Raw genomic sequence first — 12,904 nt, 5'->3', positions numbered from 1 at the left:
GTGCGGACGGCACCCCGCGGACGGCATATCCTCGTTGGTTGTGAGCACCCCTCAGACCACTCCCGAGATCTCCGCCGAGGCGGCGGCCACCGCGATCCGCAAGGCGCGCGGTGCGATGTCCCGCTACCGCTTCATGGCTCTGGTCACCGGTGTCATGCTGCTGATCCTCTGCGTCGAGCTCGGCATCAAGTACGGCCTCGGCGCGCTGACCGACGTCGACGGTGTCATGCCGTTCATCGCGTGGGTGCCGTTCGCGCACGGCTGGATCTACGTGGTGTACCTGGTCACGGTCGCCGACCTGTGGTCCAAGATGCGCTGGGGCTTCGGCCGCCTGGTCACGATGGTGATCGCGGGCGTGATCCCGGTGATGTCGTTCGTGCTGGAGAAGAAGGTGCACGCCGAGGCCGAGGCGAAGCTCGCCACGCTCGAGGCGCGCTACCTCTCCTGACCGCGGAGGAGCGAGACCCATGGGCCGGAAGATCGTCGCCGCGCTGGGCGTGCTCGTCGTCGTGGTAGGCCTCGGGTTCCTCGCCACACGCATCTACGCGTCGATGCAGACGGGCGACGACGTGCCCGCGCCCGCCGTCGGCTCGTCCGCGCCCGCGGCGACGGCGGACCCCGCCGACCTCGACGGCGACTGGACCGTGTCCGACGGCTCCGAGGCCGGCTACCGCGTGGACGAGGTGCTGTCCGGACAGGACGTCACCGTCGTCGGCCGCACCGAACAGGTGACGGGCTCCGGCACCGTCGCCGACGGCGAGCTCACCGCCGCGTCCGTCGAGGTCGACCTCGCGAGCATCACCACCGACGAGTCCGCCCGGGACGGCCAGTTCCAGGGCATCCTCGACACCCGCACCCACCCCACGGCGACCTTCGAGCTCACGGGCCCCGTGGACATCGCGGCGGTGGCCGACGGCGGGACCGTCACCGTGGACGCGCCCGGCACGATGACCATCAAGGGCGTCACCCAGGACGTCACCGCGAGCCTGGAGATCCGGCTGGCGGACGACGACGGCGATGTCGTCGCCGAGCTCGCCGCGACCGTGCCGGTCACGTTCGCCGACTACGGCGTCGAGGCCCCCGACCTGGGCTTCGTCACGGTCGAGGACGACGGGTTCGTCGAGGCCGAGCTGACGCTCGCGCACTGAGCGCACTGGGCGCACTGGGCGCACTGGGCGCACGGCCTCGGCCACCGGCCCTCGGACCACCCCATTTCGGTCTCCGGGCACCCGGACGACGCCCGCGCCGCACCTGATTCAATGCGAGCGTGAACGCCCATGCCTTCGACGCCCTCACCGCCGACCGCCTCCGCGCGAACGGCAGCCTCAAGTGGACGGCCTTTCCCGGGACGATCGGGGCCTGGGTCGCGGAGATGGACTTCCCGACCGCCCCGCCGATCGCTGCCGCGCTGCACGACGCCGTGGACCGCGGCCTGCTCGGCTACCTCCCGCCGGCCCTCGTGACGGGCATGTCCGAGGCGTACGCGGGCTTCGCCGCCGACCGCTACTCCTGGGCCGTGGACCCGGCGCGGGTGCGGCCGGTCTCCGACGTGCTCACCGCGCTGGAGCAGACCGTCGTGCACTTCTCCCGGCCCGGGTCACCGGTGATCGTGCCCACGCCGTCGTACATGCCGTTCCACACCCTGCCCGGCGAGCTGGGCCGCAAGGTGATCCAGGTGCCGATGGCGCGCGACGCCGACGGCCGGTACACCTACGACCTCGACGCGCTGGACGCCGCGTTCGCCGCGGGCGGGCACCTGATGATCCTGTGCAACCCGCACAACCCGATCGGCCGGGTGCTCGAACCGGAGGAGATGCTGGCGGTGGCCGAGGTCGTCGACCGGCACGGCGGCCGCGTCTTCGCCGACGAGATCCACGCCCCGCTGGTCCACCCCGGCCGCCGGCACGTCCCGTACGCGTCGCTGAACGAGACGACGGCCGGCCACACCGTCACCGCCACGTCCGCCTCGAAGGCGTGGAACCTGCCGGGTCTCAAGTGCGCGCAGCTCGTGCTGTCGAACGAGGCCGACGTGCAGCTCTGGGACCAGGTCGGCGAGCGCGTCGAGGAGGGCGCGTCGACCCTCGGCATCCTGGCCAACCAGGTCGCGTACGCGGAGGGCCGGGACTGGCTGGACGACGTCCTGGCCTACCTGCGCGGCAACGTCACGCGCCTGGGCGAGCTGCTCGCCGGGAGCGGCATCGGCTACCGCGCGCCCGAGGGCACGTACCTGACCTGGCTGGACTGCCGGGGCATCGACCTGCCAGGTGCGCCCGCGAGCGCCGCCGCCTGGTTCCTGGAGCACGCGGGCGTCGTCCTGGTCGACGGCGCGGAGTGCGGCGACGCCGGCCGCGGTTTCGTGCGGTTCAACGCGGGCATGCCGCGCCCGCTGGTGGAGGAGGCGGCGGGCCGCATGCTGGCGGCCCTGAACGCCTGACGGCACTCACCTTTGAGGCCCGGGTTTCTTCGCTTTCAGACTCCTGAAAGCGAAGAAACCCGGGCCTCAAAGGTGAGGGGCGTCAAAGGTGAGGGGCCTCAAAGGTGAGTGCCGTCAAAGGTGAGTGAGGGAGCACGTCACGCCGCCGGCAGCCCCGCGATGCCCGTGTCGGCGTCGGTCGGCGCACCGCCGCGGCGTCCGCCCGCCATCTCGTCCCGCACGAGGCGTACCCAGAGCAGCACGGCGAACCCGCCGAACAGCCACCACTGCAGCGCGTAGAAGATGTTCTGCAGGTTGGCGCCCGAGCCGCCGTCGATCGTGGGGCGCGGCAGGGCGGCGACCCCACCCTCCTCGGGCGACCCCGGGCCCGACGTCAGGACGGCGTACCCGGTGTAGATGGGCCCGCCCCACTCGTTGACGAGGGCGCTCAGCGCGATCTCCTCGGTCTGCCCGTCCGCCACGGCGGCGCGGCCCGACGTCGCCTCGCCGGCCTGGAGCCAGCCCGTCACCGTGACCTCGCCCTCGGGCAGGGCCAGCGCCTCGGCGTCGGCGGGTGCGGCCACCCAGCCCTGGACGAGCGCGAGCACCGGCGGGCCGGACAGGTCGGCCCAGGACGCGCCGTCGGTCCCGTCGTCGGACACGCGGAAGGGGGTCAGGACCAGGTAGCCGACCCGGCCCTCCAGCACGCGGCCCGGGACGAGCAGGGTGCCGGCCGGCTCGTACTCGCCCGTCACGCGTACCTCGCGCCCGACGAGCTCGCCCCGAAAGCTCTCCTGGGGCGTCAGCAGATCGCCCAGCCAGGCCGGGCCCGCGGCGGCGGTCTCCGCCGCCGCCTGCTGCGCGGCCAGCTCCGCCCGCTCGTAGGCACGGTCGAGCTGCCAGGCGCCCAGCCGGCCGCACACGAACGCCGCCAGCACGAACACGAGCAGCAGCCCCATCATCCGGGGCTGTCTGGCCACCTGGAGAAAGGTACGGCGCTCGGTGACGGGTTCGACGTCGATCACCTTCGACGGGGATGTGCTGGGGGCACTGACGGGCATAACCTCAACGGTAGCCGCCGTCGGCGGGTCAGCGGCACAGGTCACGGGGACGTCCTGTCGGACGCGTCACAGATCACCGGGCCCGGCGGTCGTCTCGCGTGTACGGCGGTTGTGCGTTCGAATGAACGGGCAGCAGACCGGCACGGATCCACACGTAACCGCAGGGTTCGCACGCAGACCACAGTGCCCACACGCAGACCGCAAGTAGGAGCGTGAGTGATGACGACGACCACAGTCCCCGACTCCCCCGCCACCGGATGGCGCACCACCGGTGTCGCCGAGCTGGCCCCCGCCGACCTGGAGCGCATCGACGCCTGGTGGCGGGCCGCGAACTTCCTCTCGGTGGGCCAGATCTACCTCCTGGACAACCCGCTCCTGCGCGAGCCGCTGACCGCGGACCACGTCAAGCCGCGCCTGCTGGGCCACTGGGGCACCACGCCGGGGCTGAACTTCCTGTACGCGCACCTGAACCGCGCCATCAAGGAGCGCGAGCAGCAGACGGTGTACGTCACGGGTCCTGGTCACGGCGGGCCGGGGCTGGTCGCCTCCGCGTACCTGGACGGCACGTACTCCGAGGTCTACAGCGACATCACCGAGGACTCGGAGGGGGTCAAGCGCCTGTTCCGGCAGTTCTCCTTCCCGGGCGGCATCCCGAGCCACGTCGCGCCGGAGACGCCGGGGTCGATCCACGAGGGCGGCGAGCTCGGGTACGCCCTGAGCCACGCGTACGGCGCGGTCTTCGACAACCCCGACCTGCTGGTCGCGGCCGTGGTGGGCGACGGCGAGGCCGAGACCGGCCCGCTGGCCACCTCCTGGCACTCGAACAAGTTCGTCAACCCGGCCCAGGACGGCGTCGTCCTGCCGATCCTGCACCTCAACGGGTACAAGATCGCCAACCCGACGGTCCTGGCGCGCATCTCGCAGCAGGAGCTGAACGACCTCATGGTCGGCTACGGCCACCGGCCGTACTTCTTCGACGGCGGCTACGACGAGGACGAGTCGCCGCTCGACACGCACCGCCGGTTCGCGGCGCTCCTCGACGAGGTGCTCGACGAGATCGCGGCGATCAAGGCCCGGGCGGCGCAGGGCGACCTCAGCCGCCCGATGTGGCCCATGATCGTGTTCCGCACGCCCAAGGGGTGGAGCGGGCCGGCGGAGATCGACGGCAAGAAGACCACGGGGTCGTGGCGCGCGCACCAGGTGCCGCTCGCGAACGCCCGCGACACCGACGCGCACCTGAAGATCCTGGAGAACTGGCTGCGGTCCTACCGGCCCGAGGAGCTGTTCGACGCCGACGGCCGCGTGCTGCCCGAGATCACCGAGCTGGCGCCGGAGGGCGCGCTGCGGATGAGCGCCAACCCGCACGCGAACGGCGGGCTGCTGCTCAAGGACCTGCGCCTGCCCGACTTCCGCGACTACGCGGTGGACGTCCCGGTGCCCGGCGGGTCGACGTCGGAGGCGCCGCGCGTGCTGGGCCAGTGGCTCACCGACGTGATCCGGCTCAACCCCGACAACTTCCGCATCTTCGGGCCGGACGAGACGGCGTCGAACCGCCTGCAGGCCGTGTACGAGGTGACGGACAAGCAGTGGAACGCCGAGTACATCGGGCCCGAGGTGGACGAGCACATGGCCCGCGCCGGCCGGGTCATGGAGATGCTGAGCGAGCACCAGGTGCAGGGCTGGCTGGAGGGCTACCTCCTGACCGGCCGGCACGGGCTGCTGACCAGCTACGAGGCGTTCATCCACATCGTCGACTCGATGTTCAACCAGCACGCCAAGTGGCTCAAGGTCACCAACCACATCCCGTGGCGGCGGCCCATCGCCTCGCTGAACTACCTGCTGTCCAGCCACGTCTGGCGGCAGGACCACAACGGGTTCAGCCACCAGGACCCGGGGTTCATCGACCACGTGGTGAACAAGAAGGCCGAGATCGTGCGGGTCTACCTCCCGCCGGACGCCAACACCCTGCTGTCCACCTACGACCACTGCCTGCGCAGCCGCCAGTACGTCAACGTGGTGGTCTCCGGCAAGCAGCCGGCGCCGAACTTCCTGGACATGCCCACCGCGATCGAGCACTGCACGCGCGGCCTCGGCATCTGGGAGTGGGCGGGCACGGAGGTGGCGGGCGAGCAGCCGGACGTCGTCCTGGGCTGCGCGGGCGACGTGCCCACGCTGGAGGTGCTCGCCGCGGCAGACATCCTGCGCCAGGAGCTGCCGGACCTCAAGGTGCGCGTGGTCAACGTCGTGGACCTCATGCGGCTGCAGGACGCCAAGGAGCACCCGCACGGCCTCACCGACTCCGAGTTCGACGGCCTGTTCACGGCCGACCGGCCCGTCGTCTTCGCGTACCACGGCTACCCGTGGCTCATCCACCGCCTCACCTACCGGCGCACGGGCCACGTGAACTGGCACGTGCGCGGGTACAAGGAGGAGGGCACGACGACGACGCCGTTCGACATGGTCATGCTGAACGACCTGGACCGGTACCACCTGGTGATCGATGTCATCGACCGGGTGCCGCAGCTCGGCAGCGCCCAGGCCGGGCTGCGCCAGCGCATGCAGGACGCGCGGCTTCGTGCGCGCGCGTGGACCCGCGAGCACGGGGACGACCTCCCCGAGGTGCGCGACTGGGTGTGGCCCGACGCCCAGGACCAGTCCGACGCCGGTCAGGTTGACGCTACGCTCGGCACCGGTGGAGACAACGAGTAGCAGCAAATCCCACGAAGTGAACACGGAGCGACACGTGACCGGCGCAACCCGCAGCATCGTCATCGCCAGCCCGGAGGGCGAGAGCGGAAAGTCGACGGTCGCACTCGGCGTCCTCGACCTGCTGGTCCGCAAGGGCCAGCGGGTCGGGGTGTTCCGGCCCGTCTCGCGCGCGAGCGAGACCGAGGACTCCGCCGGCGAGCGCGACCATGTGCTGGAGCTCCTCCTGGAGCACGACGGCGTCGACATCGGGTACGACGACGCCGTCGGCGTCACCTACGCCGACCTGCACACCGACCCCGAGGACGCGTTGAGCCGCATCGTGTCCCGGTTCCACGACCTGGCCGCGCGCTGCGACTCGGTGGTGATCCTCGGCACCGACTACACCGACGTCGCCGGTCCCACCGAGCTCTCGTTCAACGCGCGCATCGCCGCGAACCTGGGCGCTCCGGTGCTGCTCGTCGTGTCGGGCCGCGAGCGCACCCCAGAGGGCGTGCGGGCGCTGGCCGACGTGAGCCTCGCCGAGCTGGCCGCGCACCACGCGCAGGCGATCGGGCTGGTGGTCAACCGTGCGGACACGCACAGCGCGCGGGAGGTGCGGAGCGTGCTGGCCGAGGCCCAGCCCGACCTGCCCGTCTGGACCATCCCCGAGGAGCCGTTCCTCCAGGCCCCGACCGTGGGCCAGCTCCTGGAGGCCGTGGACGGCACGCTCGTGCTGGGCGACCCCGAGCTGCTCGGCCGCGAGGCGCTCGACGTGCAGGTGGGGGCCATGAGCTTCGAGCACCTGCTGGAGCGGCTGACCGACGGCGGCGTCGTCATCACCCCGGGCGACCGCACCGACCTGCTCATCGGCCTGCTCGCGACGCACATGACGCCGTCGTTCCCCTCGCTGGCCGGCATCATCCTGAACGGCGGGTTCTACCCGCAGGGCCGGCCGGCGCAGCTCCTGGAGGCCATGCGCCCCAAGCTGCCGATCATCACCACGGAGCTCGGCACCTACCGCACGGCACGCGCGGCCGCGACGACCCGCGGGCGCGTGGACAAGAACTCGGTGCGCAAGGTCGAGACGGCGCGCGCCCTGTTCGAGCGCAACGTCGACTCCGCCGCGCTCGCCGCCCGGCTGGACCTGCCGCGGCCGCAGGTGGTCACACCCCTGATGTTCGAGTACCAGCTCATCGAGCGGGCGCGCGCCGACCGGCGGCACATCGTGCTGCCGGAGGGTTCCGACGACCGCATCCTGCGCGCCGCCTCCACGGTGCTGGCCCGGCAGATCGCGGACCTGACGATCCTGGGCGACGAGGAGCCGATCCGCGCCCGCGCCGCCGAGCTGGGCCTGGACATCGAGGCCGCGCGCGTCCTGTCGCCGCACGACCCCGAGCACGTCGAGAAGTTCGCCGCCGAGTACGCGCGGCTGCGCGCCCACAAGGGCATGACGGTCGAGCGGGCGCGGGAGATCGTCACCGACGTGTCCTATTTCGGCACGATGATGGTGCACCTGGGACTCGCCGACGGCATGGTCTCCGGCGCGGCCCACTCGACGGCCCACACCATCCGGCCGTCGTTCGAGATCATCAAGACCAGGCCGGGCACGTCGTCGGTGTCCTCGGTCTTCCTCATGTGCCTGGAGGACCGGGTGCTCGTGTACGGCGACTGCGCCGTCATCCCCGACCCGACGTCGGAGGAGCTCGCCGACATCGCCGTCTCCTCGGCCGCGACCGCCCGGCAGTTCGGCGTGGAGCCGCGCATCGCGATGCTGTCGTACTCCACGGGCGAGTCCGGCACGGGCGCCGACGTCGACAAGGTGCGCACCGCGACCGGACTGGTGCGGGAGCGCACGCCCGAGCTCGATGTCGAGGGCCCCATCCAGTACGACGCCGCCGTGGACGCCTCGGTCGCGGCGTCCAAGCTCCCCGGGTCCGACGTCGCCGGGCGCGCCACCGTGTTCGTCTTTCCCGACCTGAACACGGGCAACAACACGTACAAGGCGGTGCAGCGGTCGGCGGGCGCGGTCGCCGTCGGTCCGGTGCTGCAGGGCCTGAACAAGCCGGTCAACGACCTCTCGCGCGGCGCGCTGGTCCAGGACATCGTGAACACCGTGGCGATCACCGCCATCCAGGCGCAGGGCAAGGAGTCCGCATGAGCACCGTCCTCGTCCTCAACTCCGGGTCCTCGTCGCTCAAGTACCAACTTGTCGACCCGGACTCGGGCGAGGCCGTCGCGGGCGGCATCGTCGACCGGATCGGCCAGTCCTCGGGCACGGTCAAGCACGAGACGGGCGGCGAGAAGCTCGTGCGCGATCTCGCGGTGCCGGACCACGGCGAGGCGCTGCGGATCGTCGCGGGCATGTTCGACGAGGTGGGGCCCCGTCTGGCGGACGCCGACGTCGTCGCCGTCGGGCACCGGGTGGTGCACGGCGGGGACGTCTTCTCGGCCCCGGCCCTGCTCGACGACGACGCCGTCGAGTCGATCCGTGCGCTGATCCCCCTCGCCCCGCTGCACAACCCGGCGAACGTGACCGGGATCGAGGTGGCGCGCGAGCTGCTGCACGTACCGCACGTCGCCGTGTTCGACACCGCGTTCTTCGCGTCGCTGCCCGCCGCGGCGTCGACCTACGCGCTGGACCGCAAGGTCGCCGCGGAGCACGGGGTGCGCCGGTACGGCTTCCACGGCACGTCGCACCAGTTCGTGTCGACGGCGGTGGCCGCGCACCCCGCCGTCGTCGCCAAGCTGGAGGCCGAGGGGCGCGGCCCGGAGACGCTGCGGCAGGTGGTGCTGCACCTGGGCAACGGCGCGTCGGCGTCGGCGATCCTGGGCGGGCGGCCCCTGGACACCTCGATGGGCCTGACGCCGCTGGAGGGGCTCGTCATGGGCACGCGCTCCGGCGACATCGACCCGGGCGTCGTCTTCCACCTCATGCGGGGCGGGCTGTCCGGCGGCGACGTCGACACGTTGCTCAACAAGAAGTCCGGCGTGCTCGGCCTGTCCGGTGTCAGCGACATGCGCGAGCTGCGAGGGCTCGTCGCCGCGGGCGACGCCGACGCGCGCCTCGCGCGCGACGTCTACCTGCACCGGCTGCGCAAGTACGTGGGCGCGTACGCGGCGGTGCTCGGCGGGATCGACGTGCTGACGTTCACCGCGGGCGTGGGCGAGAACGACCACACCGTCCGGTCGGGCGTGGTGCGGGACCTGAAGTTCCTGGGGCTCACGATCGACCCGGCGGCCAACGAGGCGGCGTCGGGCGAGGCGCGGGTCATCTCCGCCGGCACGGGCGCCGAGGCGCCGCTGGTCATGGTAGTGCCGACCAACGAGGAGCTGGCGATCGCGCGGCAGGCGGCTGCGCTGGTCGCGGCGGGTTAGGGCGCGGCCGTCGGCGTCCTCGGCGCCGGGGCCTTCCCGTCGGGGGTGAGCGGGGGAAGGCCGAGGTGCGCGCGCAGCGCCGTGGTGGCCTCGCCCAGGACGCCGAGCTGCTCGTCGGTGAACGCGTCGAGGAAGGTCTCCTTGATCGCCTGCAGGTGCGGCACCGTGCTCGCCCGGAAGGCACGCGCTCCCTCGTCGGTGAGCACGACCTGCGACCCGCGGGCGTCCTCGGCACACGGCTCGCGGCGCACCAGCCCGCGCTTCTCCATCCGGCCCAGGTGGCCGGAGAGCCGGCTGCGCTCCCACTCGATGTGCGCGGCCAGGGCGGACGAGCGGAGCGTGTGGTCCTCCGCCTCGCTCAGCGCCAGCAGCACCCGGTAGTCGCCGTTGGAGAGCTCCGAGTCCTGGTGCAGGCGCGCCTCGAGACGGTTGCGGAGGATGTCGTAGGTCTCGATGTACCCCCGCCAGATCGCGAGCTCGCGTCGCGTCGGCATGCTGCGGCGCTTCGACGTCGTCATCGCCCCTCCTCGGTGAGTTGTTGACATGTGAACTATATGGCGAGATGATTCACGTGTCAATCAATTGAGCACCCTGAAGGGGCTGGTCACGGTGGATGTCTCGCAGATCGAGTTCGGTATCGACAGCTTCGGCGACCTGCCGCGCAACGCGGACGGCGACCTCGTCTCGCACGCGGAGGCGATCCGGGCCGTCGTCGCCGAGGCGGTCCTGGCGGACCAGGTGGGCATCGACGTCATCGCGCTGGGCGAGCACCACCGCCCCGAGTACGCGATCTCCACCCCGGAGACGGTCCTCGCGGGCATCGCCACGGCGACGCAGCGCATCAAGCTCGCGTCGGGCGTGACGGTGCTGTCGTCGGACGACCCGGTCCGGGTCTTCCAGCGCTTCGCGACCGTCGACGCGCTCTCCAACGGTCGCGCCGAGGTGATCCTCGGCCGTGGCTCCTTCACCGAGTCGTTCCCGCTGTTCGGGTACGACCTGAAGGACTACGACACGCTGTTCGAGGAGAAGATCGACCTCTTCAGCCACCTCCTCGACGAGAAGCCGGTCACGTGGGAAGGCACGATGCGGGCCCCGCTGCACGAGGCCGACGTGTTCCCGAAGACCGAGTCCGGGCGGCTGAAGACCTGGGTCGGCGTGGGCGGGACGCCGCAGTCGGTGCTCCGCACCGCCTACTACGGGTTCGGGCTCATGCTCGCGATCATCGGCGGGCCGCCCGACCGGTTCGCGCAGTACGTGGAGCTCTACCGTCGGGCGCACGAGAAGCTGGGCACCACGCCTGGGCCCGTGGGCATGCACTCGCCGGGCTTCGTCGCCGCCACGGACGAGGAGGCGAAGGAGCTGTTCTACCCGGGCTACCGGGAGATCCGCGACCGCATCGGCGCGCTGCGCGGCTGGCCGCCCCTGCGCAAGGACGAGTTCGACGCCGACGTGGAGCAGGGCTCGCTGTACGTCGGGTCGGTCGACACGGTCGCGCGGAAGATGGCGCGGGCGATCCGCGTCCTGGGTGTCGGCCGGTTCGACATGATCTACTCCTCGGCCGGCGCGGTGTCGGCCGACGCGCGGCTGCGCTCGGTCGAGCTGTACGGCACGCAGGTCATCCCACGGGTGCGGGAGCTGCTGGCCGAGCAGCCCAGCACCGCCGGGGTCGCGCTTTGAGCGCCGCCGGGACGACCCTCGGGATCCTCGGCGCCGGCAAGGTCGGCACCGTCCTCGCGCGGCTGGCCGTGGCAGCGGGTTACCGCGTGCTGATCTCGGGGTCGGGCGATCCGGAGAACATCGCGCTGACGATCGAGGTGCTCACCCCGGGGGCGACGGCGGTGTGGCCGGCCGAGGCCGCGGCCGCCGACGTCGTCGTGCTCGCGCTCCCGCTCGGCAAGCACGACGGGCTGCCGGTCGCGGACCTCGGTGGCCGGCTCGTCGTCGACGCCATGAACCACTGGTGGGAGATCGACGGTCCGCGCGAGGGGATCCTCCCGGCGGACCTCTCGTCGAGCGAGTTCGTGGCGCGGCTGCTGCCCGGCGCGCGGGTCGTGAAGGCCTTCAACCACATGGGCTACCACGACCTGGAGGACGGTTCCCGCCCCGCGGGCGCCGTCGGGCGCAAGGCCATCGCGCTGGCCGGCGACTCCCCCGACGACCTTTCGGTCGTCGCCGACGTGATCGACGCGCTCGGCTTCGACCCGCTGGTGATCGGTGACCTCGCGGCGGGTGCCCGGCTGGAGCCCGGCACCCCGGCGTTCGGGGCGAACGTGGGCCTCGACGAACTGCGTACGCTGACCGGGACGCCCGCACCCACGACCGTTCTGGAGGCCTCATGAAGGACAGGACCGGCGAGTCCGTCACCGTCACGCTGAACACGGGCCGCCCGATCGGGGCCTATGCCGTGCACGTCGACGGCGGGGCCACTGTGGGGCGGGCCGACTTCGTGGACCCGAGCGACGGCGACGTCGACCTGGGCGACGACGGCGGCGTCGACCACGACCGGATCTTCTTCCACACCGAGGTCGACGAGGCGTACGGCGGACGCGGCCTCGCGGGCATCCTGGTGCGCGAGGCACTCGCCGACAGCATCCGCAGGAACATCGTGGTCGTGCCGGTGTGCCCGGTGTTCTCGGCGCACCTGGAGAAGCACGGCGACGAGTACGTGGCGGCCGGCGGGGCGTACCGCCAGCCGACCAAGGACGACATCGCGCAGGTCACCCGGGCGGTGCGGGAGCACCGCGCGACGTCGAGACGAGCGGACCGGCCGAGCGAGCAGGGGTAGCGCCGCTTCGCCGCCGGAATCCTCGACCGGTCGCCCGGCTACGGCTTCATCACCGACAGGCCCCCGCCCGGCAGCTTCTCGGCGAACCAGTACTCACGCGGCTGAGGAATGACGATGCCCAGCTCCTGGCCGTCGGTGGTGACGGCATCCCAGACCGGGGTGCCCGGGTCGAGGAACCACAGGTCGCTCTTGTCGCGCGGACGGGGTTCCCGGCCGAGCAGCGTCAACGTCACGGCCTCGCCGGCGGGCTTGACCCACACGAGCCGCCCGGACTCGTCCACGGCGGCCTTGGCCTTGACCCACTTCTTCTTCCGGGCCAGCCCGGGAACGTGGCCGGACCGCGCCCAGACGACGATCTCCGCAGTGCCCGAGCCGACGCGCTCGGCCGCGCGGCGCCGGAAGATCCACTGCATCACAAGACCGGTGAGCACGATGCCGACAAAGATGAAGAGTGGTCCAACAACTTCTTCAGGCACGATCTTCCTTCACGTGGTGCGGGGTGGCGCCGCGAGCCATGGGCGGCCTGGAGGACCCTAAGGCGTGAGCGAGGCCCACGACGACCAGATCTGCCGCCCGACCGGC

The 12,904-nt window shown here is 71.8% G+C and carries 12 protein-coding genes; 9 read left to right on the top strand and 3 right to left on the bottom strand.

Annotated elements, in window-relative coordinates:
• Positions 1 to 40 precede the first annotated feature (40 nt).
• From ACH45N_RS05065 to ACH45N_RS05055, 3 genes are all read left to right on the top strand, one after another.
• Positions 41 to 448, top strand: a complete 408-nt coding sequence (locus tag ACH45N_RS05065) for a DUF3817 domain-containing protein (protein WP_357481381.1) — start codon at positions 41 to 43, stop codon at positions 446 to 448.
• A 19-nt stretch (positions 449 to 467) separates the two neighbouring features.
• Entirely contained in the window at positions 468 to 1,148 is a 681-nt protein-coding gene (locus tag ACH45N_RS05060) for a YceI family protein (RefSeq protein WP_397391728.1), read from the top strand.
• A gap of 119 nt (positions 1,149 to 1,267) precedes the next feature.
• Positions 1,268 to 2,434 (top strand): MalY/PatB family protein, encoded by a 1,167-nt coding sequence (locus tag ACH45N_RS05055; RefSeq protein ID WP_397391726.1) that lies wholly within the window; start codon positions 1,268 to 1,270, stop codon positions 2,432 to 2,434.
• Between the two features lie 137 nt (positions 2,435 to 2,571).
• On the opposite strand, the gene ACH45N_RS05050 is transcribed toward ACH45N_RS05055, so the two are convergent.
• Positions 2,572 to 3,474, bottom strand: a complete 903-nt coding sequence (locus ACH45N_RS05050; protein ID WP_397391724.1) for an SURF1 family protein — start codon at positions 3,472 to 3,474, stop codon at positions 2,572 to 2,574.
• Between the two features lie 219 nt (positions 3,475 to 3,693).
• On the opposite strand from ACH45N_RS05050, the gene ACH45N_RS05045 reads away from it, so the two are divergent.
• The 3 genes from ACH45N_RS05045 to ACH45N_RS05035 are packed head-to-tail and all read left to right on the top strand — an operon-like array spanning position 3,694 to position 9,537.
• Positions 3,694 to 6,183 (top strand): phosphoketolase, encoded by a 2,490-nt coding sequence (locus tag ACH45N_RS05045; RefSeq protein WP_397391722.1) that lies wholly within the window; start codon positions 3,694 to 3,696, stop codon positions 6,181 to 6,183.
• A 34-nt stretch (positions 6,184 to 6,217) separates the two neighbouring features.
• Positions 6,218 to 8,320 carry a phosphate acetyltransferase gene (gene pta, locus ACH45N_RS05040; protein ID WP_397391720.1) on the top strand — a complete coding sequence of 701 codons (2,103 nt, stop codon included), beginning with the start codon at positions 6,218 to 6,220 and terminating at the stop codon, positions 8,318 to 8,320.
• Positions 8,317 to 9,537 (top strand): acetate/propionate family kinase, encoded by a 1,221-nt coding sequence (locus tag ACH45N_RS05035; RefSeq protein ID WP_397391718.1) that lies wholly within the window; start codon positions 8,317 to 8,319, stop codon positions 9,535 to 9,537. The genes pta and ACH45N_RS05035 overlap by 4 nt, the downstream gene beginning before the upstream one ends.
• Here ACH45N_RS05035 and ACH45N_RS05030 read toward each other — a convergent pair.
• The gene (locus ACH45N_RS05030) at positions 9,534 to 10,055 is read right to left on the bottom strand and encodes a MarR family winged helix-turn-helix transcriptional regulator (protein ID WP_397391715.1); all 522 of its coding nucleotides are present in this window, start codon (positions 10,053 to 10,055) and stop codon (positions 9,534 to 9,536) included. The two genes, ACH45N_RS05035 and ACH45N_RS05030, sit on opposite strands and share 4 nt — an antisense overlap.
• A 64-nt stretch (positions 10,056 to 10,119) precedes the next feature.
• Between ACH45N_RS05030 and ACH45N_RS05025 the strand changes: the two genes are divergently transcribed.
• From ACH45N_RS05025 to ACH45N_RS05015, 3 genes are read left to right on the top strand one after another with little or no spacing between them, the layout of a single operon-like run.
• On the top strand, positions 10,120 to 11,214 hold the full coding sequence (locus ACH45N_RS05025) for an LLM class flavin-dependent oxidoreductase (protein ID WP_397391712.1): 1,095 nt from the start codon (positions 10,120 to 10,122) through the stop codon (positions 11,212 to 11,214).
• Positions 11,211 to 11,876 carry an NADPH-dependent F420 reductase gene (locus ACH45N_RS05020; protein WP_397391710.1) on the top strand — a complete coding sequence of 222 codons (666 nt, stop codon included), beginning with the start codon at positions 11,211 to 11,213 and terminating at the stop codon, positions 11,874 to 11,876. Before ACH45N_RS05025 ends, ACH45N_RS05020 begins: the two co-directional genes overlap by 4 nt.
• Positions 11,873 to 12,322: a GNAT family N-acetyltransferase gene (locus ACH45N_RS05015; protein WP_397391707.1), complete on the top strand. Its 450-nt coding sequence runs from the start codon at positions 11,873 to 11,875 to the stop codon at positions 12,320 to 12,322. Before ACH45N_RS05020 ends, ACH45N_RS05015 begins: the two co-directional genes overlap by 4 nt.
• Before the next feature lie 38 nt (positions 12,323 to 12,360).
• Here the strand turns inward: ACH45N_RS05015 and ACH45N_RS05010 are convergent, their stop codons facing one another.
• Positions 12,361 to 12,798 (bottom strand): hypothetical protein, encoded by a 438-nt coding sequence (locus ACH45N_RS05010; protein ID WP_397391704.1) that lies wholly within the window; start codon positions 12,796 to 12,798, stop codon positions 12,361 to 12,363.
• Positions 12,799 to 12,904: the final 106 nt, after the last annotated feature.

Origin of the sequence: Promicromonospora sp. NPDC019610 (assembly GCF_044389365.1) — a bacterium.
GTDB lineage: Bacteria > Actinomycetota > Actinomycetes > Actinomycetales > Cellulomonadaceae > Promicromonospora.
The sequence above is the reverse complement of the archived record's forward strand: the minus strand, read 5'-3'. Positions and strand labels throughout refer to the sequence as shown.

Coding starts and splice junctions, on each gene's coding strand:
- ACH45N_RS05050 (WP_397391724.1), bottom strand. CDS start 3,474: ATGCCCGTCAGTGCCCCCAGCACATCCCCGTCGAAGGTGATCGACGTC.
- ACH45N_RS05035 (WP_397391718.1), top strand. CDS start 8,317: ATGAGCACCGTCCTCGTCCTCAACTCCGGGTCCTCGTCGCTCAAGTAC.
- ACH45N_RS05060 (WP_397391728.1), top strand. CDS start 468: ATGGGCCGGAAGATCGTCGCCGCGCTGGGCGTGCTCGTCGTCGTGGTA.
- ACH45N_RS05030 (WP_397391715.1), bottom strand. CDS start 10,055: ATGACGACGTCGAAGCGCCGCAGCATGCCGACGCGACGCGAGCTCGCG.
- ACH45N_RS05045 (WP_397391722.1), top strand. CDS start 3,694: ATGACGACGACCACAGTCCCCGACTCCCCCGCCACCGGATGGCGCACC.
- ACH45N_RS05015 (WP_397391707.1), top strand. CDS start 11,873: ATGAAGGACAGGACCGGCGAGTCCGTCACCGTCACGCTGAACACGGGC.